Raw genomic sequence first — 26,408 nt, 5'->3', positions numbered from 1 at the left:
CGAGTCCGCCGATACTGCGCCAATGACGGCGACGCAGCAGGCGGTCCGGCACCCACTCGACCCGCTCACCGGCGCGGAGATCGCGCGCGTCCGGGCGGTGCTCGCCGAGGCGGGCAGGGTCGGCGACAGCATCAGATTCCCCTGCGTGCTCCTGCTTGAGCCGCCCAAGGACGAGGTCCGCGCGCACCGGGCAGGCGCGCCGTTCTCCCGCCGCGCGCAGGCGGTGCTGCTGGACACCGCGACCGGCGCCGCCGCCGAGGCCGTCGTCGACCTGGTGGCCGGTGCGGTGGCGTCCTGGCACGACCTGGACACCGCGACGCACCCCTACGGGCAACCGGCCGTGCTGCTCGCGGAGTACGACCGGTGCGCCGACCTGGTCCGCGCAGATCCGCGTTGGCAGGCGGCGATGCGCAGGCGCGGCGTCGAGGACTGGTCGCTGGCGTTCGTCGCGCCGCTGTCACCGGGGTTCTTCGACGACCCGGCCGAACGCGACCGCCGGGTGCTGCGCGCGCTGACCTTCCTGCGCCACCACGAGGAGGACAGCCCGTGGGCGCATCCCGTCGAGGGGCTGATCGCGGACGTCGACCTGATCAGCGGCGCGGTGCTGCGGCTGGAGGACAGCGGCGACGTGCCCATCCCCGCCGAGCACGGCAACGTCGACGCCGCCGCGGTCGGCCCGGCGCGCGGCACGCTGCGGCCGATCGAGATCACCCAGCCTGACGGGGTCAGCTTCCGGGTCGACGGCACCGAGGTCGCTTGGGAGAACTGGCGGTTCCGGGTCGGCTTCAACGCCCGCGAAGGCCTTACGCTGCACCAGATCTCCTTCACCGAGGCCGGCGAGGAACGGCCGGTCGTCTACCGCGCCTCGGCGCCCGAGATGGTCGTGCCCTACGGCGATCCGACGCCGTGGCGGCACTGGATCAGCTACTTCGACGCCGGCGAGTACCTGCTCGGCAAGAACGCGAACTCGCTGCGGCTGGGCTGCGACTGCCTCGGCGTCATCCACTACTTCGACGGCGTGGTCGCCGACGACAACGGCGACCCGCTGACCATTCCGCAGGTGGTGTGCCTGCACGAGGAGGACCACGGCGTCCTGTGGAAGCACACCAACATCCTCACCGGGGCGAGCGAGGTGCGCCGATCCCGGCGGCTGGTGGTGTCGTTCTTCACCACCATCGGCAACTACGACTACGGCTTCTTCTGGTACTTCTACCTCGACGGCACCATCGAGCTGGAGGCCAAGGCGACCGGCGTGGTGTTCTGCGGCGCGGCGGAGCCCGGCACGGACTCGCCGCACGCCGCCGAGATCGCGCCGGGACTGCTGGCCCCGGTGCACCAGCACCTGTTCTGCGCCAGGCTGGACATGGAGGTCGGCGGCGTGCGGAACACGGTCGAGGAGGTCGACCTGGTCGGCCTGCCGATCGGCGCGGACAATCCGCACGGCAACGCCTTCACCTCGAAGACCACCGTGCTGCGCAGGGAGTCGGAGGCCGCGCGGTTGGCCGACCCCTCGGCCGCAAGGACCTGGTTGGTGCGCAGCACGGACAGCCGCAATCGGCTCGGCCGGCGGCGCGCCTACCAGCTGGTGCCGCGCCCCGGCCCGACGCTGCTGGCGCAGCCGGAGGCGACGGTCACGGCGCGGGCCCGCTTCGCCACCAGGCATCTCTGGGTGACCAGGTACGACGAGTGGGAGCGGTTCCCGGCCGGCGACTACCCGAACCAGCACGCGGGCGGGGCCGGCCTGCCCGCGTGGACGGCCGCCGACCGCGACCTGGTCGACACGGATGTGGTGCTGTGGCACGTGTTCGGGCCGACCCACCTGCCAAGGCCGGAGGACTGGCCGGTGATGCCGGTGGACTACAGCGGATTCCTGTTGCGGCCGGTGGGTTTCTGCGACCGCAACCCCGCGCTGGACCTGCCGGACGGGACCGCGTCCTGCCGGCACTGCCCGCCGGGCGACTGTCACTGCGCACACTGACCAAGAGGAGCGTCATGGGAAACACCGAGGACACCAGCACGTGGTTGCCGCTGGACGGGCTCGCGCCGGGTTTCGACGAGAACCGCGCGCCGCACAGCAGGAAGCTGGCCGGCCGCGAGGTGACCGTGCTGCTGGCCGGCGGCGAACGCGTCTGGCACGAGTTCGGCGCCGACACCGTGCGCTGGTGGTCGGGGGAGCGGGTCGCCGAGGACGCCTGCGAGGTGTTCGAGGTCGACACGGACCTGTACTACGTGTCGTTCCACCGAGGTGACGATCCCGCCGGCGCGGTGTCACTGGTGCTCGACCTATCCGCCGGCAGGACGCTGCTGGTGCGCAGCGCGATCGGCGAGCCGGACCAGCGGCCCACCGTCGTCACGCAGAGCTTCCACACCGGCACCGTCGAGGGAGTGGAGCCGACCGGCGAGCCGCCGGCGCCGAGCGGGGACCTGCTCGGCCGGCGGGTGCTCTGGTCCTACAGCAGGGAACACCACTACGAGCACGTGTACCTCAGCGAGCACTGGTACAGCTTCCACTGCCTGTCCGGGCCGGAGCGCGGCCTGGCCGACACGGACGCCTGCGCCTACTACCGGATCCGCCCTGGTATCTACCTGTTCGCCTGGCGGGAGAAGGTGATTCCGTGCGCGGCGGTCACCGTGGCCGACCATCGGCTGTTTCGCTCGCACGGCACGCTGTTCGGGCTGCACGAGGACGGCGTTCGCCCGGTGCACTTCACCTTTGGCGCGCATGGCCGGCTGCTCAGCAACACCATCTATCCCGCCGTTGGCGGACACTGACGTCTCGACGGCGGCACGCAACGGCTTTCGGCCCCGGCCACCGTCAGGGCTGAAAGCCGTTGAGCACCACGACCTTCGGCTCGGTCAGGTCGCGCATCGCCGCGAGCACGCCCTCCCGCCCGACCCCGGACGCCTTCACCCCGCCGTAGGGCATCTGCTCCGCCCGATAGCTCGGCACGTCCCCGACGATCACCCCGCCGACCCGCAGCTCCGCCGCCGCGCGCGACACCAGCCGGAGGTCGTGGGTGAACACGCCGGCCTGCAAGCCGTAGCGGGATTCGTTGGCACGCTTGAACGCCTCGTCGACCGAGTCGACCTGGACCAGCGCCAGCACCGGGCCGAAGACCTCCTCGGTGAGCACGGCGCACCCGGCCGGCACGTCGGCCAACACGGTGGGGGACAGGGTGTTCCCGGTCCGGCCGCCGCCGGTCAGCAGCCGCGCGCCCGCGTCGACGGCGTCGCGCACCCAGGACTGCACCCGGTCGGCGGCGGCCGCGTTGATCAACGGGCCGACGTGCGTGCCGGGGTCGCGCGGATCGCCGGTGCCCAGCGCCGCGACGTGCCGCAGCACCCCGTCGACCAGCGCGTCGTACACCGCCCGGTGCGCGTAGACCCGCTGCACGGACACGCAGGACTGCCCGGCCTGGTACATGCCGAACTCGGCGATGCGCCGCGCGGCCCAGTCCAGGTCCGTCGCGTCCGTCCAATCCGGACAGACGACGGCTGCCGCGTTGCCGCCGAGTTCGAGCACCACGTGCTTGCGCGGGTTCTGGTCCCTGATCCGCCAGCCGACCGCGTCCGACCCCGTGAACGACACCACCGGCAGGCGCGGATCGCCGACCAGCGGGGCCGCGGTCTCGTTGGCCATCGGCAGCACCGCCCAACTGCCGTCCGGCAGCTCCGTCTCGGCCAACAGCTCGCCGAGCAGCAGGGCGGACAGCGGCGTCGCGGGGGCCGGCTTGATGATGATCGGGCAGCCGACCGCGATGGCCGGCGCGAGCTTGTGCGCCACCAGGTTCACCGGGAAGTTGAACGGCGTGATGCCCAGCACCGACCCCCTCGGCACGTACCGGACCAGCGCCAGCCGCCCGGTCGAGCCTGGCTCGGTGTCCAGGCGTTGCAGCTCGCCGGAGAACCGCCGCGCCTCCTCGGCGCCCCACCGGAACGTGCCGACGGCCCTGGTCACCTCGGCTCGTGCCCAGGCGATCGGCTTGCCGGACTCGGCGGTGATCAGGTCGGCGGCCTCGTCGGCTCGCTCGGCCAGCCGGCGCGACACGTGGTCCAGCGCGGCGGACCGCACGTGCGCCGGCAGCGCGGCCACCTCGTGCTGGGTCTGGTCGGCGAGGCGCACGGCCAGTTCGATGTCCTCGGCCGTTGCCTGGCTGGTCGCCCCGGCCGGTGCGCCGTCGTGCGGGCTGCGCACCGCGACGACCTCGTCGCCGCGCCGCGCGCGGCCCGCCACCCAGTAGGGCGTGCTCACTGCGTCGCTTCGGTGCCGTAGTGCAGCCAGACGCCCTTGAGTTCGGTGAAGCTGTCGATGGCCTGGCTGCCCATCTCCCTGCCCCAGCCACTCGATCCGAAGCCGCCCCACGGGCCCGCCGCGTCCGGCACGCACGGCATGTTCACGAACACCGCGCCCGCGCGGATCCGCTCGGCCAGCCGGTGCGCGGTGCGGACGTCGTTGCTCCACACGGAGGCGGCCAGCCCGTAGGGCGAGTCGTTGACCCGGTGCACCAGCTCGTCCTCGTCGTCGTAGCCGAGCACGGCGAGCACCGGACCGAAGATCTCCTCGCGGGCGATCGCCATGCCGTCGTCGACGTTGCCGAACACCGTTGGCCGGTAGAAGTTCCCTGCCGACAGCTCGCCCCCGGCCCGCGCGCCGCCGGTGACGAGGTGCGCGCCCGCCTCGATGCCGCCGCGCACGAAACCGTCCACCCGCGCCAGGTGCTCCTCGGTCACCAGCGGCCCGAGCTGCGTCTCCTGGTCGAGTCCCGGGCCGAGCCGCAACGCGCCCGCGGCCTTGCCGAGCTTCTCGGTGAACTCGTCCGCGCGCGCCCTGTCCACGTAGAACCGAGCGTAGGCGGCGCAGACCTGGCCGCTGTTGAGTAGCCCGCCCCGCACGCTCCCCGCGACGGCCGCGTCGATGTCGGCGTCCCTGGCGATGACCGTCGGCGTCTTGCCGCCCAGCTCCAGCGTGACCCGCTTGAGGTCGGGCGCGGCGGCCGCGACGATGGACCGGCCGACCTCGGTGGACCCGGTGAAGGAGACCTTGTCCACGCCGGGGTGCCGCACCAGGGCCCTGCCGACCTCGGGGCCGCCGGTCACCAGGTTGACCACGCCGGCCGGAATGCCGGCCTCGGTGCACAGCTGGGTCAGCAGCACGGTCGTCAGCGGCGTCTGCTCGGCCGGCTTGAGCACCACGGTGTTGCCACAGGCCAACGCGGGGGCCAACTTCCAGGACATGATCATGAGCGGGAAGTTCCACGGCGCGATCAGCGCGCAGACGCCGACGGGCTCGCGCCGGTTGTACTGGAGCGTGTCGGGGTAGGACACCGGATTCACCGCACCGTCGATCTTGCTGCACCAGCCGGCGAAGTAGCGGAAGTGGTCGACCGCGCCGGTCACGCTCACCGCGCGGGCCACCGCGAGCGGCTGCCCCTGGTCGCGCGTCTCCAGCTGGGCCAGCTCTTCCCCGTTGGCCTCGATGAGATCGGCGAGGCGCCACAACAGGTTTCCCCGCTGTGCCGCCGAGATCCTGGCCCAGTCCGGCGCGTGCAGCGCGGCCCTCGCGGCGGCGACCGCGTCGTCGATCTCGGCCTGGCCGGCCTCGATGCACCGCGCGATGGGCTGACCGGTGGCCGGGTCGAGGGTGGCGAACTCGGCCGCGCCGGCCGGCCGCACCCACTGGCCGTCGATGTAGAGACCCTCCGTGCGCATGGCTTTCCCTCCGCTCACTGGTGCTTCGCTGCCAGTGTGGGTCGGGGGTGTCGGCGGAGGTTTGCCTGTCAGCGCATGGTCGTTGACACAGCGCGCATCCCGCGCCGGCGCAGCGGCGGTACCGCGGCGACATCCTGTGCGCCCCAAGGAACTGCGGTAGAGCCAGCCATGCCGACTCCGCTGACGAGCGTGTCATCGGAGTTCATCGGAGTTTCATCGCCCGTGGCTAGCTTCGGTCACGGAGGGCGGAAGGCCCGCCCGCGAAGTGGAGGCGCCCACAGTGAGTGAGCCGCTGAGCATCGAACCGTCCGACATCTACGAGACCCCGCTGCTGGTCGAGGTCGGCGGATTCGCCGACCACACCCAGGGCGGTCCGCACGTGGTCCCCGAGGGCGGCCACGCCCTGATGTCCCAGTAACGACGCGCGGTGGGCGGGGCGGACCTCCTTCCGACCCGCCCGCCACCGGGAAAGGTGCCTGCCATGCCCGAGGTGTCGACGTCATGGTTCGTGGTGCTGCCCGACCAGGACCTGCCGCCCGAGTTGCTGGCCCGGTTGCGGCGGCACGCTCCGCAGCGGGTGCCGCATCCTTCCGGTCGGCCGTGGCTGCTCGGCCGTTGGTCGCCCGACCAGGTGGCACTCGCGCGCGTCGGGGACGTCCGGTTGGCGGTGGCGGGGCCATCCTCGCTCAGCGCACCGGACTTGGCCGCGCGGCTGCGCGGCACACCGACACCCACCGCTGTCGAGGAGGCGGTGCGCGGCGCCCACGGCAGTTTCCACGTGTTCGCCTCCCTGGGCGACCGGGGATACGCGCGCGGCACCGCGTTCGGGACGCGGCGGCTGTACCGCGCGGCCGTCGACGGCGTGACCGTGTGCGCGGACCGGGCCCGCATCCTGGCCTGGCTGATCGGCGCCGAGGTGGACACCGGCCAACTCGCCGCACGCCTCTGCGTCCCGCCGGCGCCGCACCCGGTGGCCGGCGGCGCGATGTGGCGGGGCGTTCACGCCGTGCCTCCCGGACAGGCGCTCCTGCTGGAACGCGACGGACGCCACCGCACCCTGACGTGGTGGCGTCCACCGGACAACACGACGCCGCTGGACAAGGGAGCCCTCGCCCTGCGCACCGCGCTGCGGGACGCGGTCGCCCTGCGGGTGCGGCCCGGCGAGGTGCTCGCCGCCGACCTCTCCGGTGGCATGGACTCCACGTCCGTGTGTTTCCTGGCCGCCGAGGCCGGGGCCAGGCTGATCACCGCGACCCTGCACTGGACGGCCCCCGGCAACCAGGACCGCGACTACGCCCGCCACGCGGCGGAGCTCCTGCCCGACGCGCAGTCGCTGGTCTTCCCGTCCACCGACCTGCCAGCCTGCTTCACCGGGCTGAACGAACGCCAGGAACCAGCCGACGAGCCGTCCCTGGCGCTGCGGGACCAGGCGCAGCAGGCCTCCATCGCGGCGGCCCTGCGCGCCAGGGGCGCGGTACGCCGGGTGGGCGGTCACGGCGGCGACCACGCCGTCCAGCCGCCCAACGGCGTCGTCCACGGCCTGCTGCGTCGCCAACCCGTCACGGCGCTGCGGCACGCGGCCGGCTGGCGGGCCAGGGAACGGTGGCCGCTGACGGCCACAGCACGTGCACTGCTCGACGGCCGCTCCTACGGCCGCTGGCTCGACGGGCTGTCCCGACAGCTCTACGCGCCAACGGATCCGAGGTCGGTGCCGCACGCTTGGGGTGCGGTCACACGCCTTCCGTCGTGGGCCAGCGAACAGGCCGGCGTGCTCGTGGCCGACCTGCTCCGCGCCGCCGCTCGAGACGGTCGTCCGCTGTCCGGGGACCATGCCCAGCACCGGTGGATCGGGCAGGCACAGGAGGCCGGTTGGGTCGCCACCCGGATCGAGCACTCCACCACCCTGCTGGGGCTGCCCACGGACAGTCCGTTCTGCGACGACGCCGTGATCACCGCCTGTCTCGCCGTGCGGCCACACGAGGCCCTCGACCCGTGGACGTACAAGCCCCTGCTGGCTGCCGCCATGGACGGCGTCGTGCCCGAACGGGTGCTGCGGCGCGTCACCAAGGACCACTGTGGCGAGGAATGGCATCGCGGTGTCAAACAACACCGCCGCGACCTCGCCGCCTGGGCCGAAGACTCCCACCTCGCCGGCGCCGGAGTCGTTGACTCGAACCGGCTTCGCAGCGCATTCCTCAGCCCTGGGCTGCTCGCCCGCAACGAAGCCGAACTGGAGTACACCATCGGCGCCGAGGCGTGGCTGCGTGACGTCGCCGCCCACCCCGTTCCCGCCGGTCTGGAGCCAACTGATCCCGAGGAGTCCAGCCATGCCACGGCTGCGCGCTGATGTCACCTGCTCCGCCACCGAGGACGGCATGGTCCTGCTCGACGGGCGGGCCGGCCGCTACTGGCAGCTCAACGCGACCGGAGCCTTGGTGGTGCGCGCATTCCTGGACGGCCACGACCCCGAGCAGATCATCGACCGACTCACGCAGGCGCGCCCGGTGACCAGGGAACGGGCGGCGGCCGACGTCACCACCCTGCTCGACCAGCTCACCCGGGCCGGACTGGTGACCGCGCGATGAGCCACCGCCAGACCCTCGACACCGACGGTGCCCGGCCTTCGCTGTCTCGCCGGGTCGCGGCCCACGCCGCCGTGTCGGCAGCCCGGCTGCTCGCCCACCTGTCGCCAAGGCAGATTCAGGCCGTGCTGCGCGCGGTGCGTCGCGGCGCGGCGCCGGCCCCTTATGCGACGGCGTTGGCGACCCGCCACCAGGTGACCGCCGTGAGTACCCTGTGCGCCGGCCGCTACTGCCTCCAGCGTTCGCTGGCAACCGCCCTGCTGTGCCGGCTTGGCGGCACGTGGCCCACCTGGCGTACCGGAGTGCGGGTCAGCCCGTTCGCCGCGCATGCGTGGGTCGAGGCCGAGGGGCGTCCCGTCGGCGAACCCGAGGACACCGGCACCTATCACCCGATGCTCACCGTCGAGCCCCTGCCGCGCTCCGCTCCATGATCGCGTGGGCGCACCCCCGCAGCCACCGTCACCACACGCGGGTCCGTTCCCCGCGTCTCGTCCGTTTGAGGGATGGCGGGGCCGAGGGTGTCGTCGTGATCCTGCCGTGTCCACTTGCCGCCGGGAGTCCGCCGGTAGCCCCAGTCGCACCATCGATGTCGCCTCGATCCGACTCTGGCTCCGCGATCCCGTCACATGATCCACGGGATGCGCCCTAGCGGTGCAGCGCGCTGCGGTGCCGGTACTCGCTCGGGCTCACGCCGTACTCGGTCTTGAACGCCCGGCTCAGGTAGGAGGCGTCCACCAGGCCCCAGCGGGCCCCGATGGTGCCGATGGCGAGCTGCTGCTTGCTGGGGTCGGCGAGGTCCTGGCCGCAGCGCTCCAGCCTGCGGTGCCGGGTCCAACCCGACACCGTGGTGCCCGCGTCGCTGAACAGCTTGTGCAGGTAGCGGGTCGAGATGTGGTGCGCCGCCGCGATCTCGTTGGGGCTGAGGCCGGGGTCGTTGAGCCGCGACTCGATGAATGACTTGATCTTCAACAGCATCGCGCTTCGCGCGGTTTCCGTTGGCACGTCGGGATAGTCCACCCGATCCGCGAGCGCGGTGCCGAGCAGGTCAACCACGTTGCGGGCCAGCCGGACGCTGCCGTATACGTGCGGATCGTTGAGGTTCCTTGCCAGCTGCACCAGGATCGTGCTGACGATGCCGCTGACTCCGGAGCCGCCGGTGAAGCGCGTCGCGGTGAGCCGCTCGACGTGCCCGGTCGGCAGGCACAGCATGTCCCTCGGGAACATCAGCACCAGCGTCGAGGACACGTCGTCGAAGGCCAGCGTGTAGGGCCTGGTGGTGTCGTAGATGGCGAAGTCGCCTGGTAGCAGCGCGGCCCGCCGGCCGTCCTGGCTGAGCTTGGCCGTGCCGTGCAGTTGCAGGCCGAGCTTGTAGTAGTCGGGGTTGACGCGGGAGATCGTCCGGTTGGTGCGGCGCACCACGTGCGCGTCGGCGGTGGCCTCGTACACCCCGACGCTGCCCAGGTTCTCGCCGCGCAGCCTGCCCCGGAACACCGAACGCTCACCCGCGCTCACCTCGAGCGGCACGAACGTCCTGGAGACCGCAGACTCCCAGAACTCGAACTGCTGCGCCGCCGGGGTGCCCGCCGTGCTGACCAGGTACGTCAACGTGGCCTCCTTGCCGAGCGAGTCACAGTGTGTGACAGGCACCCTGTGCCTTCTCCCGGGAATCGTCAAGAGGCGCTACCTGCGGAGTCCGCCGGGAACACGGCCCATGCGCTGCGCGTCAACGGCCGTGCGCTGCGGGTCAAGGCGATGCCCGTCGGCTTTGTTAGACCTGTTGGCGCCAGGGCGAATCAGCGGCGTCGCCGTCGCCTCGGGCGAATCGTATTCGATTTGCTACACGATCCTCGATCGAGGAGGTCACCATGGGTGAGCTGGTGCTGGCCGCGAAAATCACGCACGTGCCGTCGATCTGGCTGTCGGTGCAGCCGGGCCGGCACCACGGCATCCGGCGACCCGCGGAGCTGGGGCTGGCCGAGGTGGGCAGGCGCGCGCGGGAACGCGGCGCGGACACCTTCCTGGTGGCGGACTCGCACTGGATGAACAGCATGGGCTTCCACCTCAACGGCAAGGCGCGGCACCACGGCAGCTACGCCTCGCACGAGCTGCCGCACTTCATCGCCGACCTCGTCTACGACTACCCCGGCTGCCCCGAACTGGCCGCGCTGGTCGGCGAGGAGATCGACAACGGCGGGCAGCACGCGTTGGTGCACAACGTGACCGACCTCGGCCTCGAGTACGCGACGCTGGTGCCGATGCACTTCATGAACCGCGACGGCGACCCGCTCGCGGTGCTGCCGATCGGCTGCAACATCTACTCGACGATCGAGGAGAACCGCCGCGTCGGCGAGGCGATCGCGCGCGCCGTGCTGCGCAGCGACCGAAAGGTGGCGTTCCTGGCCAGCGGTTCGCTGTCGCATCAGTTCCCCACCAACGAGATCTCCTCGGCGTACCTGAACCGAATCAGCAACCCGTTCAACGAGCAGACCGACCGCGTCGTGCTCGAACAGTGGCGGGACGGCCGGATCGCGGAGTTCCTCGCCACGCTGCCCACCTACAACGAGCGCTGCACCGGCGAGGCGGCGATGGCCGACACCGCGATGCTGTTCGGCCTGCTGGGCTGGGATGCCTACACCGGCCACGGCGAGCAGCTGTGCGAGTACTTCCCGAGCAGCGGCACCGGCCAGGTGATCGTGGACTTCCCTGTGCCGGCTTAGGCCGTACCGATTTAGGTCGTACCGACCCTTCCAGGAGCACGCAGTGGCACACCCCCTCGGCCTCAAGCCGTCCAAGATCATCGCGGTGCACCTGAACTACCGCAGCCGCGCCGCCGAACGCGGCAGGTTCCCCGCCGAGCCGTCCTACTTCCTCAAGCCGCCGTCCTCGCTGTCCTGGACCGGCCGGGACCTGGTGCGGCCCAAGGGAACCACGCTGTCCGCGTTCGAGGGCGAGATCGCCGTGGTGATCGGCAGGCGGGCCAGCCGGGTGGACCGCGCCGACGCCGTCGACCACATCGGCGGCATCACCGCGGCCAACGACTTCGGCGTGCACGATCTCCGCCACGCGGACCGGGGATCCAACCTGCGCAGCAAGGGCGCCGACGGCTACACCCCGGTCGGGCCGGCGCTGCTGGACCCGCGCGAGCTCGACCTCGGCGCGCTGCGGCTGCGGACCTGGGTCAACGGCGTGCTCGCGCAGGAGGCCAGCACCGCCGACCTGCTGTTCGACTTCGGCTACCTGATCGCCGACCTGTCCAGGCTGGTCACCCTGGAGCCGGGCGACATCCTGCTCACCGGTACGCCGACCGGCGCGACCGTGGTCGAGCCGGGCGACCTGGTGGAGGTCGCCGTCGGCGACACCGAACCGCTGCGCAACCACGTCAGAGAGTCCGAGGACGAACTGCCGGCGCCCGGCGCGCGGCCCCAGGTCACCGCCGCCGACCGGGCCGCGGCGCTGGGCAACGCGGTGCCCGCGATCAGCGCCGCGACCAGGTTGGCGCTGCGCTCGGTGTCCACCGCGACGCTGTCCAGCCAGCTGCGCAGGCGCGGCCTCCAGCACACGTTCCTGACCGGTCTCCGCCCGGCGCGGCCGGACCTGCGGATGGTCGGCATCGCGCACACGCTGCGGTTCCTGCCGCTGCGCGAAGACCTGTTCGCCGAGCGCGGCGGCGGCATGAACGCGCAGAAGCGCGCCGTCGAACAGCTCGGACCCGGCGAGGTGCTGGTCATCGACGCGCGCGGCGAGCAGGGCGCCGGCACCATCGGCGACATCCTGGCGATGCGCGCGCTGCGTCGGGGCGCCGCCGGCATCGTCACCGACGGCTGCCTGCGCGACAGCCCGTCGTTCGGCCACCTCGACCTGCCGACCTACTCGGCAGGCGCGCACGCCGCGGTCCTCGGCCGCAGGCACGTGCCGTGGGAGACCGGGGTCGACGTCGCCTGCGGCGGCGTGCTGGTGCGGCCGGGTGACGTGCTGGTCGGCGACGGCGAGGGCGTGCTGCTCATCCCGCCTGCGCTGGTCGACGAGGTCGCCAGGGACGCCGAGGAACAGGAGCGCCAGGAACGGTTCATCCTGCACCGGGTCGAGGCGGGCGACGCGATCGACGGGCTCTACCCGCTCGGGCCGGCCAAGCGCGCCGAGTACGAGCGGTGGGTGCTCGCCGGGGAGTCCCCGTGACGGAGCCGCTGCTGGAGGGCAGGTCCAAGGCGCAGTACGCCTACGAGACGATCCGGCAGCGGATCGTGTCCGGGCACTACGGCCCCGGCAGCCGGCTCGTGTTCGATCAGCTCGCCCGCGACCTGAAGATCAGCCCGGTGCCGATCAGGGAGGCCGTCCGCCAGCTGGAGGCGCAGGGCTGGGTGGTGTTCGAGCGCAACATCGGCGCGCAGGTCGCCGCCATCGACCCCGGGGAGTACCGGCACTCGATGGAAACCCTTGCGCTGCTTGAGGGTTACGCCGTCGGCAGCGCGGTCGGCCGGATCGAGACCGCCACGCTGGACCGGGCCGCCGAGCTGAACCGGCGGATGCGGGCCAGCCTCGAACAGTTCGACCCGCTCGGCTTCACCCGCCTCAACCGCGAGTTCCACCTGCTGCTGTGCGCGGCCTGCCCCAACCCGCACGTGCGCGGGCTGATCGACCGCGAGTGGGGCCGGCTGGACCTGATGCGCCGCTCCACCTTCAGCCTCGTGCCCGGCCGGGCCAGCGAGTCGGTACGGGAGCACGACGAACTGCTCCTGCTGCTGCGGACGGGCGAACCCGCCGCCGTCGTCGAGGAGTTCGCGCGGCGACACAAACTCACAACCGTGCGGGCGTTGCTGCCCCTGACCCGTTTGGAGGACCCGACATGAGGTTCCGTTCCGACCCGGCCTCGATCCGGGGCTCGCTCGCCCCGCTGGTCACGCCGTTCACCGCCGACGGCGCGCTCGACGAGGACGGCCTGCGCCGACTGGTCCGTTGGCAGCGCGAGGCGGGCTCGCACGGCGTGTCCATCGGCGGCTCGACCGGGGAGCCCAGCGCGCAGACCGTGGCCGAGCGGGTCGCGGCGATGCGGATCGTCGCCGAGGAGACCGCCGACGAGCTCCCGTTCCTGCCGGGCACCGGCTCGGCGAAGCTGGACGAGACCCTTGAGCTGACCGAGCAGGCGCACCGCCTCGGCGCGGACCTCGCGCTGGTGATCACGCCCTACTACAGCAGGCCGACCCAGGACGGCCTGCACGCGTGGTACGCCACGGTCGCGCGGGAGTTCCCCGACCAGCCCATCGTGATCTACAACGTGCCGTCCAGGACGGCCGTGGACATCGCGCCGGCGACCGTGGCCAGGCTGCGCCGCGAGCACGACAACATCGTGGGCATCAAGGAGACCACCAAGGACTTCGAGCACTACTCGCACGTCCTGCACGCCTGCGGCCGGGACTTCCTGATGTGGTCGGGCATCGAGCTGCTGTGCCTGCCGCTGCTCGCGATCGGCGGGGCCGGGTTCGTCAGCGCGCTGGCCAACCTCGCGCCCGCCGCCGTCGCCAGGATGTACGAGCACTACACCGCCGGCGAGCGCGAGGCGGCCATCGACCTGCACTACCAGCTGCATCCGTTGGTGGAGCTGCTGTTCGTGGAGACCAACCCGGCCCCGGCCAAGCACGTGCTCGCCGACCTCGGCGTGCTGGGCAGCGGCCACGTGCGGCCGCCGCTGATCGAGCCGACCCCGGCCGGCCTGCGCCGGATCGCCGAACTGCGCGCGCAGGCCGAACACCTGCTCGTCGCCCCGACCTTCGCGTGAGGAGCCCGACCATGACCGCAGTTCCCCGCCCGGTCGACCTGCCGGCCGAGCTGCTGCACCACATCGACGGCAAGTCGGTGTCCAGTGTGGACGGTGGCACTTTCGGCGTGGCCGACCCGGTCACCAACCAGGAGTACGGCCGCGTCGCGGCGGGGGAGGCGGCCGACGTCGACCTCGCCGTCGCGGCGGCGCGGCGCGCGTTCACCGACGGCCCGTGGCCCGACCTGCCGGCCAGGCAACGCGCCGGCGTTCTCAACCGGATCGCCGACGCGATCGAGTCGCGCGCCGACCGGCTGGCCGAGCTGGAGACCTTCGACACCGGCCTGCCCATCACCCAGGCCAAGGGCCAGGCGCACCGGGCGGCGGAGAACTTCCGCTACTTCGCCGACGTCATCGTCGCGCTGCACGAGGACACCTATCTGGTGGGGCGCAAGCAGGTCAACTACGTGATCCGGCAGCCGGCCGGCGTCGCCGGGCTGATCACGCCGTGGAACACGCCGTTCATGCTGGAGACCTGGAAGCTCGCGCCCAGCCTCGCCTCGGGCTGCCCGGTGGTGCTCAAGCCGGCCGAGTGGTCGCCGCTGTCGGCCAGCCTGCTGCCCGAGATCATGGCGGAGGCGGGCGTGCCGGACGGGGTGTTCAACCTCGTGCACGGCATCGGCGAGGCCGCGGGCGCCGCGCTGGTCGCGCACCCCGACGTGCCCCGGCTGTCCTTCACCGGCGAGAGCGGAACCGGGCAGATCATCATGCGCTCCGCCGCCGCGCACCTCAAAGAGCTGTCCATGGAGCTGGGCGGCAAGTCGCCCTGCGTGGTGTTCGCCGACGCCGACCTCGACGCGGCCCTGGACGCCGCCGTGTTCGGCGTGTTCTCGCTCAACGGCGAGCGCTGCACGGCCAGTTCCCGCGTGCTCGTCGAGCGTTCCGTCTACGAGGAGTTCACCGAGGCCCTCGCCTCGCGGGCGCGGGCGACCAGGGTCGGACTGCCGGCGGACCCCGCCACCGAGGTCGGTGCGCTGATCCACCCCGAGCACTACGCGCGGGTGCTGGACTACGTCGAGATCGGCAGGTCGCAGGCGCGGCTGGTGGCCGGCGGCGGCCGGCCGGACCACCTGCCGGAAGGGAACTTCCTGGCGCCGACGGTGTTCGCGGACGTCGCGCCGGACGCCAGGATCTTCCAGGAGGAGATCTTCGGCCCGGTCGTCGCGGTGACCCCGTTCGACACCGAGGAGCAGGCCGTCGAACTCGCCAACGCGACCCGCTACGGCCTGGCCGGCTACGTGTGGACGCGGGACCTGGCGCGCGGGCACCGGGTCGCGCGGGCCGTGCAGTCCGGGATGCTCTGGGTGAACTCGCACAACGTGCGGGACCTGCGCACCCCCTTCGGCGGCATCAAGGCCAGCGGTGTCGGCAGGGAGGGCGGCGCGCACAGCGTCGACTTCTACAGCGACCTCCGCATCGTGCACGTGGCCGTCGGCGAGCTGCCCGCGCCGAGGTTCGGCGCGGCCTCGTGACACCGCGGCGGGCCGAGGCCGGCCACGGCGTGGTGACAGCCGACTACGTCGTGGTCGGCGCCGGCACCGCGGGCTCGGTGCTCGCGCGCCGGTTGCTGGACCGCACCGGCGCGCGGGTGCTGCTGCTTGAGGCAGGAGATCGGGACACCAACCCCGCCATCCACGACCCGCTGCGCATGCACGAACTGTGGGACAGCAAGCAGGACTGGGGCCTGCGGACCGTGCCGCAACGGCATGCGGCCGACCGGCGGCTGCACCTGCCACGGGGCAGGGTGCTCGGCGGTTCGCACGCGCTGAACGCGATGATTCACGTGCGCGGCACCAGCTCCGACTACGACGGCTGGGCCGCGCTCGGCAACCCCGGCTGGTCCTGGGCGGACGTCGAACCGGTGTTCCGCGCCATCGATTCGGGGCCGCTGCCGGTGCTCCGCGACTACACCCCGGACCCGATTCAGCGCGCCATCCTCGACGCCTGCGTCGAGTCCGGCGTGCCGTACAACCCCGACTACAACAACGGCGCCCAGGCCGGTGTCAGCCGCATGCAGTTCACCATCGCCGACGGGCGCAGGCGGACCACCGCGCACGCGTACCTGGAGCCGGTGCTCGACGATCCCCGGCTGACCGTGCTGACCGGCGTCGAGGTGTCCCGCCTGCTGGTGTCGCGGGGGCGGTGCCGAGGCGTCGAGTGGCGGCAGGACGGCTCGCCGCGCCAGGCGATGGCCGAGGCCGAGGTGGTGCTGGCCGCCGGCGCGATCGGGTCGCCAGCGCTGCTGCTGCGGTCCGGCATCGGCCCCGCCGACGACCTGCGCGCGTTCTGCGTCGAGGTGGCGGCGCACCTGCCCGGCGTCGGCGAGAACCTCCAGGACCACTGGCTTGCCCCGGTGATCTTCGGCGCGGAGCGCCCGATCGAACACACCCCTGGCCTCCCCGCGACGCAGACGCATCTGTTCTGGCACAGCCGTCCCGGCGCGCTCGACCTGCAACCGCTGCACTTCAGTGCGCCGCTGTACGAGCCGTGGATGTCCGGCCCCGACAACGGTTTCACGCTGATGGCCGGCCTGGTCCGGCCGGCGAGCGTCGGCCGGATCACCTTGCCGGCCAGGAACATCGACGGTCCGCCCCTGATCGACCCGCGCGTGCTGTCCGCGCCGGCCGACCTGGCTGCGCTGGTCGCCGGGGTCGAGCTCGGCAGGAAGATCGGTGCGGCGTCGGCACTGCGGCCCTGGGGCGCGGCCGAACTGTATCCGGGTCAGGGGGTCGACCTGGCCGAGTACGTTCGCCGGACCGTGACGACCTACCACCACTCGGCCGGCACCTGCGCGATGGGCGTCGACCCCGACGTCGGCGCGGTCGTCGACCCTCGGCTGCGCGTGCACGGGGCGGCCGGCCTGCGGGTCGCGGACGCGTCGGTCATGCCAACGATCGTCACCGGCAACACGAACACCCCGACGATCATGATCGCGGAACGGGCCGCGACCATGATCGCCGAAGCGTCTCCCTAATCTGTCGGCCCGCGCAGCGTCCACGAGCCCCGCCGCCGCAGCACGCCGAGGTAGTACGCGGCCGCCACGACCCCGATGCCGACCGTGACCAGCAGGCTGGGCCGGCCGATCGCGGTGTCAAGGGCGTTCTGCCACAACACATATCCCAGCGCGGCCAGCGCGAGCACCGGGGCGACCGGGAACCAGGGCATCCGGTAGGCCGCGTGCGCCGTGGAACCGTTGCGCCGCCCCACGATCGCGGCGAGGCACAGCCCGGCGTAGACGACCACGATCGACGTGCCGGTGACCACGAGCAGCACGGTCGGCGGCAGGAAACAGGGGATCGCGCTGGCCGCGCCGGTCAGGATGGTGGCGATCCACGGCGTGCCGAAGCGAGGATGGATCCTCGACAGCCCACGGTTGACCCGCGCCGGCCAGGCCGCGTCGCGGGCCGTGCTGAACACCATGCGCGCGCTGATCAACACGATGGCCAGCACCGCGTTGATGATGGCAAGCGCGACGGCGAGGCTGACGGCGGTGTCGAGCGCGCCGCCGCCGCGCGCGGTGAGGAAGTAGGACATCATGTTGCCGGCGCCGAACAACGAGCCGAGGTCGGGGGAGCCGAGCAGCACCGCCGTCACCGGGATCAGCTCGGCCAGCACGGTGATCCCCAGCGCCCACAGGATCGCGCGGGCGATGCCGCGCGGCGCGTCCCGCGTCTCCTCGCCGAAGTACACGGCCGAGCCGTACCCGTTGTAGGCGAAGATGGCCACCGCCATGGCGACCGCGATGACGCCGACCGACGCCGGCACCGAGCCGTTGCCCGTCACGGGATGCGCGAGCAGCTCGGTGAACGGCCGCGCCGGGTGCGCGAGCCCGAGCCAGCTGACCACGCCGAGCGCCAACAGCTCGATGGCGAGGAACACGCCGGTCACCCACGCGTTCAGCCGGATGTCGAACACCGCGACCGTTGCGGCGGCCAGGCACACCACCGCGGCCACCGGCTGTCCCGGCAGGCCGGGCACCAGGACGGAGAGATAGGTTCCGACACCGAGCGCGATCACCGAGATGATCAACAGCTGGGTGACCAACATCAGGCCGAGTGCCACGAAACCGGGCAGCCGCCCCAACACCCGCGCGATGATGGCGTACTCGCCGCCGGCCAGCGGGTACGCCGAGGCGAGTTCTGCATAGACGAACGCCATGAACAGCCCGACGATCCCGGCGAGCAGGAAGCTCCAGAACGCGCCGGACCCCGCGGTGCCGATCGCGCCGGGGGCGATGATGAACACGGACGAGGCCGGGCTGATCGCCGACAGCGTGATCAGCAGTGTGCCAACGAATTTGAGTCTTCTGCGAAGCGTGGCCAAGGCAGTCCTCCTCAGGTCGAGTTCTCCGAACCCCCTTCGAGAAACCACGTGTTGGTGGCATCAAAGTTGCCTGAGCCACTGAGTTCAAGCCGTGAACGTTCCGGGCTTTGCGTTCCCTGAACGGTCTGCAAAGAATGGCCGCATGGCACGACCAAACAGGGCGGCCGAGCGCCGCGCGCAGCTCGTCGAGGTGGCGCGGGCGGCCGTCGTCGAGCGCGGCATCGTGGACCTCCGGCTCCGTGACGTCGCGGACCGCGCCGGCATGTCCTCTGGATCGGTGCTCTACTACTTCCCCTCGCTCGCCGAGCTGCTGGCCGAGGTGCAGCGGGAGGCGGTCGACCGGTTCTGCGTCGCCCGCGAACGGGTCGCGCGCGACCACCTTGACCCGAGGCTTCGACTCCTCGCGACCATCCACAGTGGACTCCCGGCCGGCCCGGACGACGAACTGTGCCTGCTGCTCTACGAACTGGGCGCCGTCGCGCGCCGCGATCCCGTCTACGCGGCGCGGCACATCGCGCTGTACGAACGACAGGTGGCCATCTACACGGCGATCCTCGAGGCCGGCGCGGCGACCGGCGTGTTCGACCTGGTCGCCGATCCGCTGTCGATCGCCCGCAACCTGGTCACGCTGGAAGACGGGTACGGCCTGCACCTCACCCTCGCCGTGCCCGCCCTCGACGTCGCCGTGGCCGAGTCGGCGATCCGCTCGTACGCTGCCACCGCGACCCGCTGCGCCCTGGAGGACCTGTGACCCGCGCTCGCGACCTCGGCATCCCGCTGCACGGGGAACCCGGCCCGCACAACGCGATCACCGACGTGCCCGGGATCGAGGTCGGCTACACGACCCTCGTCGAGGGCGCCGGGGTGCGCACGGGGGTCACTGCGATCCTGCCGCGCGGCCGTTCCGGTTTCGACGTCCCGTGCGCCGCCGGCACGCACGTCCTCAACGGCAACGGCGAGCTGACCGGGGCCGCGTGGCTCGCGGAGTCCGGCTCGCTCACGCTGCCCGTGCTGATCACCAACACGCACGCGGTGGGGCCGTGTCACCGTGGCGTGATCGACTGGGTGGTCCGCGAGCGGCCGGGCGCGGCGGACCAGTGGCTGCTGCCCGTGGTCGCCGAGACCTGGGACGGCTACCTCAACGACATCAACGCGCCGACGGTCCAGCCCGCGCACGCGGTCGCGGCGATCGACGCGGCGCGCGGGGGAGCGGTGCCGGAGGGTTCGGTCGGTGGCGGCACCGGCATGAACTGCTACGGCTACAAGGGCGGCAGCGGCACGGCCTCCCGCGTGGTGGCGCACGGCGCGGACCGGTACACCGTGGGAGCCTTCGTACAGGCCAACTTCGGCTCCCGGCGCGACCTCACGGTGGCGGGCGTCCACGTCGGCCCGCAGCTGGCCGAGGACAACCCGATGGAGGGCGTCGCCGTGCCAGGGGCTGGGTCGGTGATCGTCGTGATCGGCACCGACGCCCCGCTGCTGCCCGGCCAGTGCGCAGCCCTGGCCAGGCGGGTGCCGCTGGGCCTTGCCCGCACCGGGACGTTCGGCTCGCACTTCTCCGGCGACCTGTTCCTGGCCTTCTCCACCGCGAACCCCGGCGCGCTGACGAGCGCCTTCCCCGACCAGGACACGCCATGGTACGAGTCGATGCGGTTCGTGCCGTGGAGCCGCATCGACCCGTTCCTGGACGCGGTGGTGCAGTCCGTCGAGGAGGCCGTGCTGAACGCGTTGGTGTGCAACGAGGAGATGGTCGGCCGTGCGGGCCACCGGACTCCGGCATTGCCGACGACGGCGTTGCGGTCGCTGCTGTCCCGGTGACCTCGTTGTGGCGGCACGTTTCCCGTGCCTCAATGTCAAACTCCTCCATGGCTGGTCCAGTGGAGTGGGTTTGTGGCTGGCGAAGCTAGGGCCGCATGTCCAGGACAAGCTCGTGGCGGAGGGGTATTCCGTTCGACAGCTGGGGAATGGCGGGCTTGAGCCGCCGCGCGACGGTCACCGCGTCGCGATGCAGCGCGGCCAGATCGAAGCCTCGACGCTGGTAGAAGCGCAGCGCATCCGTGTTGTCGTTGGTGGTGACCAGCCACAGACGTTGGACCCCGGACTGGCGGGCCTGGGAACGCAGGGCGCTGATCAGCGCGGTTCCCACGCCGACACCTGGCGTAGTGGCGTCCAGCGACACGATCTCCCACGCGACATCGCTCGGCTCGGCCCGGTAGGTCAACAGCCCTACGCGGCGGTGTTCGGCATCCCGGGCAATCAAGACGGACTGTGTCGCTGCGTCGATCAGTTCGCCGTGCACGGCCACCATCGTGGCACCCCAACTCGCCTCCAGCGTGCGGCGGATGAAGGCGGCATCGCTAGCCACAGCAGGCCGGACATCAATCGCGGTCACCCGGACAGGGTTGCCGATGCGTCGGCCGGGGTCCATCGAATGGGATTCGTCGGTCAGGCGGCTTGGTTGAGGGCGCTCCCTGGTTCTTGCTGTGTTGGTTGGGGGCCCGATTTGAGCAGGCCGTCCTAGGCCGCGGTGTGCGTGAGCCAGTGGTCGACCAGGTCGCGGTCGCCGGTGATCGTGACCCGGCCGGCCGGCAGCCGTCGGGTGAGCACCAGCAGCAGGTCCCGGACGGGGCCGGCCAGCGTCGCGTCCGCCGCGTCGGCGGCATGCGCCCACCGCAAGCCGTCCGGAGTGCGGGTGATCAGCCAGCCCGCGCCGGTGTCCGGGTGGAGCCGGAGGGTCTGGCCGGTGCCGCGCAGTTCGGCGAAGGCGGGTTTGATCGTTGTCGCGATCGGGTCGGAGACCAGCTCCAGCCACTCGGTGATCGCGTCGGCCGCGAGGTCCGGCGCCACCTCGAACGCGGTGCCGGTGGCGAGCGCGGCGTCGGCGTGGTGCACGGTGGTGTCGTGCAGCATTCGGCGCAGCCAGAACGTCGCGGGCGCCGGGCCGAAGAACGTCCACACCGGACCCTCGCCGGCCGCCAGCACCGCGTCGGCGAGGTCCTCGGCGCCCGACCGCAGCCAGTCGGGCCAGTCCGCCGGGCTGCCGGGGTCCGCGTCGAACGGGTCCGGCACCGGGGTCGGCCCGGACCGGACGATGCTCGCTGCCCAGCGGTGGGCCTGGCCGATGTGCCCGACCAGCACCCGCAGCGGCCACTCCGGACACGTCGGCACCAGCATGGTCGGGTCCGCGCCGGCCACCGCCTCGGCGAGCCCGGCGGTGCGCTCGTGCAGTCCCTCGACAAGTCGTGCGATCTCCATGGACGTACCGTAGGAACTCCACTCGGCTGGAGGTTCAACCGATAGTGACCGGCGACACACTCGGCATCGGCGACCTGGCGCGGCGGACCGGCGTGCCCGTCCGCACGATCCGCTTCTACTGCGACGAGGGGCTGCTGGAGCCCGCGCGCAGCGTCGGCGGGCACCGCCGGTTCGACGCGGCCACGGTCGACCGGCTGAACCTGGTCCGGCGGCTGCGCGGGCTCGGGCTGGGCCTGCGGTCCATCACCGACGTCCTGGCCGGCGGCTGTTCCCTCGCCGACGCCGTGGCGGCCGAGCGGGCCACGCTCGACCGCGAGGTGGCGACGCTGGCCTGGCGACGCTCGGCGCTCCGCGCGGTCGAGGAGGCCGCACCCACCGACCGCGCCGCCCGGCTCGAACTGCTGTCCGAGGTGCAGGACGGGTTCGCCGCGCACGACACCCTCGTTCGGCTCTGGCGCCCGATGACGAGCGGACCGATCCCGCCGGACACGGCCCGCATGTTCCTCGACATCGGCGCGCCTCGACCGCCGGAGCTGCCGACCCCAGCGCAGGTCGTCGCCTACGCCGAGCTGGTGTTGCTCGCCGCCGACCGGGCACTGGCCATCCAGCTACGGGCCAGCACGCTGGTCAACCACGACCGCATCGCCGACCTCGGCGCGCTGCACGCCGCCGTCGACGCGGCCTGCGAGCTGGCGTTCCCCCAGGTGGCGGCCGGGGTCGGACCGGAGCCGGGGCCCGCGCTCGACCGGTTCGTCGCGGCGCACGCCGCCGCGCTCGGCACCGGCGACACGCCGGAGTTCCGGCGCGCACTGAACCGGCGCACCGCCGCCGACCGGCACCCGAAGATGCGCCGCTACTGGCGCCTCGCCGGCGAGATCACCGACGAACCCGCGCCGGTCGGCGTCACCCACACCTGGCTGCTCGACGCCCTGGACCGCTCGGTCGACTGAGGCTGCCCGCGCTCCACAGCCCGTACTTACACCTCCACGACTCCCGTGTTCATGGTGTGCAGGATCGTGTGCTGGTCAATGGAATCGCCCGTCAGCTCGGCGCACACCGAGCCCCGATGGAAGACCAGCACCCGGTCGCACACCGCGCCCAACTCGTCCAGGTCCGTCGAGCACAGCAGCACCGCGGCCCCCGCGTCCGCGATCGCGCGCAGCAGCGCGTGGATCTCAGCCTTGGCGCCGAGGTCGACACCCCGCGTCGGATCGTCCAGCAGCAGCACCGAGGGATCGGCCGCCAACCACTTGGCCAGCACTACCTTCTGCTGGTTGCCGCCGGAGAGCAGCCCCGCCCTGGTGTCCACCGTCGCCGGCCGGACCCGCACCCGATCCACCAGCTCGCGCGCCGCCGCGCGCAGCGGCCCGACCCGCAGCAACCCTCCGCCCCGGCCGAGCGCGACGGACGCGACCTGCGCGGTGTTCTCCCAGATCGGCTTGTCCAGCATCAGCCCGACCCGCCGCCGATCCCCGGACACCAGCGCGACACCCGCGCGGATGGCGGCTCGGAAGTCGCGCGGCGCGGCGCGACCGTCGGGCAGCCGGACCGTGCCGTGGCTCGGCCGCCGCAGCCCCGCGATCACCTCGAGGACGGTGGTGTGGCCGGAGCCCGCCAGCCCGGCCAGGCCGACGATCTCGCCCCGGCCGCCGCCGAGGCTGACCCCGCTGAGCCGGTCCGGCACGCTGACGTCCACCAGTTCCACGCCAAACGCGTCGACGCCGCGACGGGTACCGCGGGTCGCGACGGGCGGCAGGCTGCCGAGCATGGCGTGCACGATGTCGCCGATCGCCAGCTCCGCCCTTGGTCGGCCGGCGAGCACGGTGCGCCCGTCGCGCAGCACGGTGATCTCGTCGCACAGGCTCAGCACCTCCTCCAGCAGGTGCGACACGAACACCACCGCCACCCGCCGATCCCGCAGCACCCGCAGGATCTCCAGCAGCCGCGCGGAGCTCGCCGGGTCAAGCGCGGAGGTCGGCTCGTCCAGGATCAGCACCTTCGGCCGCACGATCAGCGCCTTGGCGATCTCCACCAACTGCCGCTGCGCCAACGAAAGGGTGCCCAGGCGCCGCCGTGGGTTCACGTCGACGCCGAGCTGCCGCAGCACCGGCCGCGCCAGCGCCAGCATCTCGGCGCGGCGCAGCAGCGGACCCCTGGTCGGCTCGCGCATGGGGAACAGGTTCGCCAGCACGTCGAGGTCCGGGAACTGGTTGAGTTCCTGGGAGACCACCGCGACGCCGTTCGCGGCGGCGTGCGCGGTGCTGCTGAAGCGCGTCTCCGCGCCGTCCATCAGCAGGCTCCCGCCGTCCGGGAACACCGCGCCCGTGATGATCTTGATCAGGGTGGACTTCCCCGCGCCGTTCTCGCCGAGCAGGGCGTGCACCGAGCCGGCCCGCAGCGTCAGGTCGGCTCCGGCGAGGGCGGTCACTCCGCCGTAGGCCTTCGCGATGCCGGTGGCCGCGAGCGCCGCGTCCATCAGTTGGCCTCGGCCAGCGGACGCAGGTAGCCGCTCGGGTTCGCGAGCTGCCTGTCGGTCTCCGCCTTGAACGCGGCCTTGCGGCTGCCCTCGTCGTGCTGCCGTGCGATGATCTGGTCGATGTTGGCGGAGTTCACCACCAGCGACCCGGTGTTCCACCACCCGGTCGGCAGCGCCTTACCGGACTTGGCGCGCTCGGCCAGCAGCCGCAGCGCCACATAGCCCTTGAGCCAGTGCTCCGGCGACGCCAGCGCGAACACGTACCCGTCCTTCACGGCCTGCAACGCCGAGGTGTCCGGGTCGCAGGAGCCGGCGAGGAACTTCCGCCCGGTGTTCTTCTGGATCAGTGCCAACGACACCGCGTCCTGCGCGCCGACCCCCAGGTACGCGATCGCGTTGGCGTGCGCCTTCACGATGTCGTTCCAGTTGTTGAAGTTGCTGGTCGGCTCGGAGCCGGAGTCAAACGGTCCACTGATGGTCAGGCCGGGGCGCTTCGCCTTGATCACCGACCGCATCCCGTCCAGTCGCTGCTGGAGCAGTCCGAGGCCGGGAATGTCGTTGCCCAGCACCACTTCGCCGGTCGCGTCCGCCGGGACCTGCTTGACGAACTCCTCGCCGAGCGCCTTGCCGAGCTCGGTGTTGCTGTTGCCGATGAACAAGCCGACCTTCGTGCCGGCCGGCGGCGCGGTGTCCACCGCGACCACCGGCACGTTCAGGTCGGCGGCCTGGTTCAGCGGCCGCACGAACAGGTCGGGCGTCAGCGTCTCCAGCGCCACCCCGTCCTTGGAGTTGTGGATCGTGGACAGGAACTGGGTGACCTCCTGCGGCCCGTTGATTCCGGTCGGCGCGCTGAGCGCGAGGTCGACACCCCCGATGTCGGCCGCGGCCGCCTTCGCGCCGAAAGCCATCTCCTGGAACGGGTTCTGTGACGAGGTGGCGTAGACGAAGGCGAGCTTGACCGGACCGCCGGAGCCCGCCGCACCGGAGCCTGCCGCGCCGCACGCGCTGACCAGCAGCACACCGGCCGCGACCGCCACGCACCAGTAGGGACGCATGGTGACCTCTTTTCCTTGTGGGGGCGGAATGTCCTTGTGGGGGAGGGACCGTTCGAGATCCTGAGTGGATGCCGCTACAGCCCGAATGCGGACTCGCGGGCGCGTCGCCTGCTGCGCAGGACGCTGTCCACGGCGACCGCGAGGAGCACCACCAGTCCGGTGGCGAAGGAGCTCCAGTTGGCGGGAATGCTGAAGAACACGAGCCCGCTGGACACGACCCCGAGCAGGATCGCGCCGAACACGGCGCCGAACACGGTCGCGGTGCCGCCCCGCAGCGGCGTGCCGCCGATGACCGCGGCGGCGATCGCCTGCAACTCGAAGCCGGTGCCGATGTTCGGGTCGCCCGAGGTGAAGAACGCCAGCCCCAACACGCCGGCGAGGCCGCCGACGGCGCCCATCAACACCAGCACCTTCGTGCGGGTGCCGGCGATGGAGATGCCGGAGAACGCCGCGGCGTCCGGGTTGGACCCGATCGACCTGACCCGGTAGCCGAACGGCGTGAACCGCAGCAACCCGGTGAGCAGGAGCGTCACCGCGATCAGCACCCAGACGCTGACCGGCAGGCCGAGCTCGGTGCCGCCGAGCACCGTGAAGAACGAGTCGTCCAACGGCAGCCCGGTCACCTGCTGCCCGTTGCCCAACGCGACCGCGAGCCCCCGGTACAGCTGCATCGTGGCCAGGGTCGCGACGAACGCGGGGATCGCGATGTAGTGCACCACAACGGCGTTCACCAGCCCGAGCACGCCGCCGAGCAGCACGCCGAGCGCGCCGGCCAGCCACGGGCTGACCCCGCCGCGCATCAGCAGCGCCGTGGAGATCAGCGACAGCCCGAAGATCGAGCCGACCGACAGGTCGATCTCCCGCATGGACAACAGAAACGACATGCCGGCGGCGAGCAGCGCCACGTACACCGAGCTGTTCAGCACGTCGCGCAGCTGGCCGACGCTGAAGAACGCGGGCCGCAGCGCGCCGATCACCAGGACCAGCAGGACTGTCGCGGCCAGCACGCTGCTCGACTCCGCGCGCACCGCCCGCGTGGCCAACCCGAGCACCGCGTTCCTGCGGCGCTGGTCGTCCGTGCTCGACGCCTGTTCGTGCAGCTGGGTGGTCATGCCGTCTCCGTCCCGCGTTGATGCTGCAACAGCCTGCGGCGGAGAGACGAAGAACACTTGCCCGACAACGAACACCCGTTGACC

Annotated in this window: 24 protein-coding genes; 15 read left to right on the top strand and 9 right to left on the bottom strand. The window is 72.1% G+C overall.

What is annotated here, in order from left to right:
* Positions 1–22: 22 nt before the first annotated feature.
* Positions 23–1,978: a primary-amine oxidase gene (locus F0L68_RS01090; RefSeq protein ID WP_149847465.1), complete on the top strand. Its 1,956-nt coding sequence runs from the start codon at positions 23–25 to the stop codon at positions 1,976–1,978.
* A 14-nt stretch (positions 1,979–1,992) separates the two neighbouring features.
* Positions 1,993–2,772, top strand: coding sequence for a MoaF C-terminal domain-containing protein (locus F0L68_RS01085; RefSeq protein WP_149847464.1), 780 nt, complete (start codon positions 1,993–1,995; stop codon positions 2,770–2,772).
* A gap of 43 nt (positions 2,773–2,815) precedes the next feature.
* Here the strand turns inward: F0L68_RS01085 and F0L68_RS01080 are convergent, their stop codons facing one another.
* Positions 2,816–4,252, bottom strand: a complete 1,437-nt coding sequence (locus F0L68_RS01080) for an aldehyde dehydrogenase family protein (protein WP_149847463.1) — start codon at positions 4,250–4,252, stop codon at positions 2,816–2,818.
* Positions 4,249–5,709, bottom strand: a complete 1,461-nt coding sequence (locus F0L68_RS01075; RefSeq protein WP_149847462.1) for an aldehyde dehydrogenase family protein — start codon at positions 5,707–5,709, stop codon at positions 4,249–4,251. Before F0L68_RS01075 ends, F0L68_RS01080 begins: the two co-directional genes overlap by 4 nt.
* A 280-nt stretch (positions 5,710–5,989) precedes the next feature.
* Between F0L68_RS01075 and F0L68_RS01070 the strand changes: the two genes are divergently transcribed.
* The 4 genes from F0L68_RS01070 (at position 5,990) to F0L68_RS01055 (ending at position 8,722) form a co-directional block, all read left to right on the top strand.
* Positions 5,990–6,127, top strand: a complete 138-nt coding sequence (locus F0L68_RS01070) for a lasso RiPP family leader peptide-containing protein (protein WP_188316319.1) — start codon at positions 5,990–5,992, stop codon at positions 6,125–6,127.
* Between the two features lie 63 nt (positions 6,128–6,190).
* Entirely contained in the window at positions 6,191–8,056 is a 1,866-nt protein-coding gene (locus F0L68_RS01065; RefSeq protein WP_149847460.1) for an asparagine synthase-related protein, read from the top strand.
* Positions 8,037–8,294: a lasso peptide biosynthesis PqqD family chaperone gene (locus F0L68_RS01060; RefSeq protein WP_149847459.1), complete on the top strand. Its 258-nt coding sequence runs from the start codon at positions 8,037–8,039 to the stop codon at positions 8,292–8,294. Before F0L68_RS01065 ends, F0L68_RS01060 begins: the two co-directional genes overlap by 20 nt.
* Positions 8,291–8,722 carry a lasso peptide biosynthesis B2 protein gene (locus F0L68_RS01055; protein ID WP_149847458.1) on the top strand — a complete coding sequence of 144 codons (432 nt, stop codon included), beginning with the start codon at positions 8,291–8,293 and terminating at the stop codon, positions 8,720–8,722. Before F0L68_RS01060 ends, F0L68_RS01055 begins: the two co-directional genes overlap by 4 nt.
* Positions 8,723–8,936: 214 nt before the next feature.
* Here F0L68_RS01055 and F0L68_RS01050 read toward each other — a convergent pair whose 3' ends face one another.
* Positions 8,937–9,896, bottom strand: a complete 960-nt coding sequence (locus F0L68_RS01050; protein WP_149847457.1) for an AraC-like ligand-binding domain-containing protein — start codon at positions 9,894–9,896, stop codon at positions 8,937–8,939.
* A gap of 260 nt (positions 9,897–10,156) precedes the next feature.
* Here F0L68_RS01050 and hpaD point away from each other — a divergent pair, with 260 nt between their 5' ends.
* Genes hpaD through F0L68_RS01020 form a run of 6 tightly spaced genes read left to right on the top strand, consistent with a single transcriptional unit; the run spans position 10,157 to position 17,077 of the window.
* On the top strand, positions 10,157–11,008 hold the full coding sequence (gene hpaD, locus F0L68_RS01045; protein ID WP_149847456.1) for a 3,4-dihydroxyphenylacetate 2,3-dioxygenase: 852 nt from the start codon (positions 10,157–10,159) through the stop codon (positions 11,006–11,008).
* 43 nt (positions 11,009–11,051) lie between these two features.
* The gene (locus F0L68_RS01040) at positions 11,052–12,467 is read left to right on the top strand and encodes a fumarylacetoacetate hydrolase family protein (RefSeq protein ID WP_149847455.1); all 1,416 of its coding nucleotides are present in this window, start codon (positions 11,052–11,054) and stop codon (positions 12,465–12,467) included.
* Positions 12,464–13,138 carry a GntR family transcriptional regulator gene (locus F0L68_RS01035; RefSeq protein ID WP_149847454.1) on the top strand — a complete coding sequence of 225 codons (675 nt, stop codon included), beginning with the start codon at positions 12,464–12,466 and terminating at the stop codon, positions 13,136–13,138. The genes F0L68_RS01040 and F0L68_RS01035 overlap by 4 nt, the downstream gene beginning before the upstream one ends.
* Complete coding sequence (dapA, locus tag F0L68_RS01030; protein WP_149847453.1) at positions 13,135–14,064, top strand: 4-hydroxy-tetrahydrodipicolinate synthase; 930 nt, start codon at positions 13,135–13,137, stop codon at positions 14,062–14,064. Before F0L68_RS01035 ends, dapA begins: the two co-directional genes overlap by 4 nt.
* Positions 14,065–14,075: 11 nt before the next feature.
* Positions 14,076–15,575 carry a 5-carboxymethyl-2-hydroxymuconate semialdehyde dehydrogenase gene (gene hpaE, locus F0L68_RS01025; protein WP_149847452.1) on the top strand — a complete coding sequence of 500 codons (1,500 nt, stop codon included), beginning with the start codon at positions 14,076–14,078 and terminating at the stop codon, positions 15,573–15,575.
* Positions 15,576–15,604: 29 nt separating this feature from the next.
* Positions 15,605–17,077, top strand: a complete 1,473-nt coding sequence (locus F0L68_RS01020; RefSeq protein ID WP_149847519.1) for a GMC family oxidoreductase — start codon at positions 15,605–15,607, stop codon at positions 17,075–17,077.
* Here the strand turns inward: F0L68_RS01020 and F0L68_RS01015 are convergent.
* Positions 17,074–18,426 (bottom strand): APC family permease, encoded by a 1,353-nt coding sequence (locus F0L68_RS01015; protein WP_149847451.1) that lies wholly within the window; start codon positions 18,424–18,426, stop codon positions 17,074–17,076. The two genes, F0L68_RS01020 and F0L68_RS01015, sit on opposite strands and share 4 nt — an antisense overlap.
* A gap of 142 nt (positions 18,427–18,568) precedes the next feature.
* Here F0L68_RS01015 and F0L68_RS01010 point away from each other — a divergent pair, with 142 nt between their 5' ends.
* Positions 18,569–19,177 carry a TetR/AcrR family transcriptional regulator gene (locus F0L68_RS01010; RefSeq protein WP_149847450.1) on the top strand — a complete coding sequence of 203 codons (609 nt, stop codon included), beginning with the start codon at positions 18,569–18,571 and terminating at the stop codon, positions 19,175–19,177.
* Positions 19,174–20,244 (top strand): DmpA family aminopeptidase, encoded by a 1,071-nt coding sequence (locus F0L68_RS01005; protein WP_149847449.1) that lies wholly within the window; start codon positions 19,174–19,176, stop codon positions 20,242–20,244. Before F0L68_RS01010 ends, F0L68_RS01005 begins: the two co-directional genes overlap by 4 nt.
* Positions 20,245–20,329: 85 nt before the next feature.
* Here F0L68_RS01005 and F0L68_RS01000 read toward each other — a convergent pair whose 3' ends face one another.
* Positions 20,330–20,818 (bottom strand): GNAT family N-acetyltransferase, encoded by a 489-nt coding sequence (locus tag F0L68_RS01000; protein ID WP_188316318.1) that lies wholly within the window; start codon positions 20,816–20,818, stop codon positions 20,330–20,332.
* 125 nt (positions 20,819–20,943) lie between these two features.
* Positions 20,944–21,681 (bottom strand): maleylpyruvate isomerase family mycothiol-dependent enzyme, encoded by a 738-nt coding sequence (locus tag F0L68_RS00995; protein WP_149847447.1) that lies wholly within the window; start codon positions 21,679–21,681, stop codon positions 20,944–20,946.
* Between the two features lie 44 nt (positions 21,682–21,725).
* On the opposite strand from F0L68_RS00995, the gene F0L68_RS00990 reads away from it, so the two are divergent.
* Positions 21,726–22,631 carry a MerR family transcriptional regulator gene (locus F0L68_RS00990; protein ID WP_149847446.1) on the top strand — a complete coding sequence of 302 codons (906 nt, stop codon included), beginning with the start codon at positions 21,726–21,728 and terminating at the stop codon, positions 22,629–22,631.
* A 26-nt stretch (positions 22,632–22,657) separates the two neighbouring features.
* On the opposite strand, the gene F0L68_RS00985 is transcribed toward F0L68_RS00990, so the two are convergent.
* From F0L68_RS00985 to F0L68_RS00975, 3 genes are all read right to left on the bottom strand, one after another.
* Complete coding sequence (locus F0L68_RS00985) at positions 22,658–24,157, bottom strand: sugar ABC transporter ATP-binding protein (protein ID WP_149847445.1); 1,500 nt, start codon at positions 24,155–24,157, stop codon at positions 22,658–22,660.
* Entirely contained in the window at positions 24,157–25,212 is a 1,056-nt protein-coding gene (locus tag F0L68_RS00980) for a sugar ABC transporter substrate-binding protein (RefSeq protein WP_149847444.1), read from the bottom strand. Before F0L68_RS00980 ends, F0L68_RS00985 begins: the two co-directional genes overlap by 1 nt.
* A 74-nt stretch (positions 25,213–25,286) precedes the next feature.
* Positions 25,287–26,324 carry an ABC transporter permease gene (locus F0L68_RS00975; protein WP_149847443.1) on the bottom strand — a complete coding sequence of 346 codons (1,038 nt, stop codon included), beginning with the start codon at positions 26,322–26,324 and terminating at the stop codon, positions 25,287–25,289.
* Positions 26,325–26,408 lie beyond the last annotated feature (84 nt).

This window comes from Solihabitans fulvus (genome assembly GCF_008386585.1).
In the GTDB taxonomy this organism is placed as follows: domain Bacteria; phylum Actinomycetota; class Actinomycetes; order Mycobacteriales; family Pseudonocardiaceae; genus Solihabitans; species Solihabitans fulvus.
Note: the sequence above shows the minus strand (reverse complement) of the source record. Positions and strands in the feature narration are given on the sequence as shown.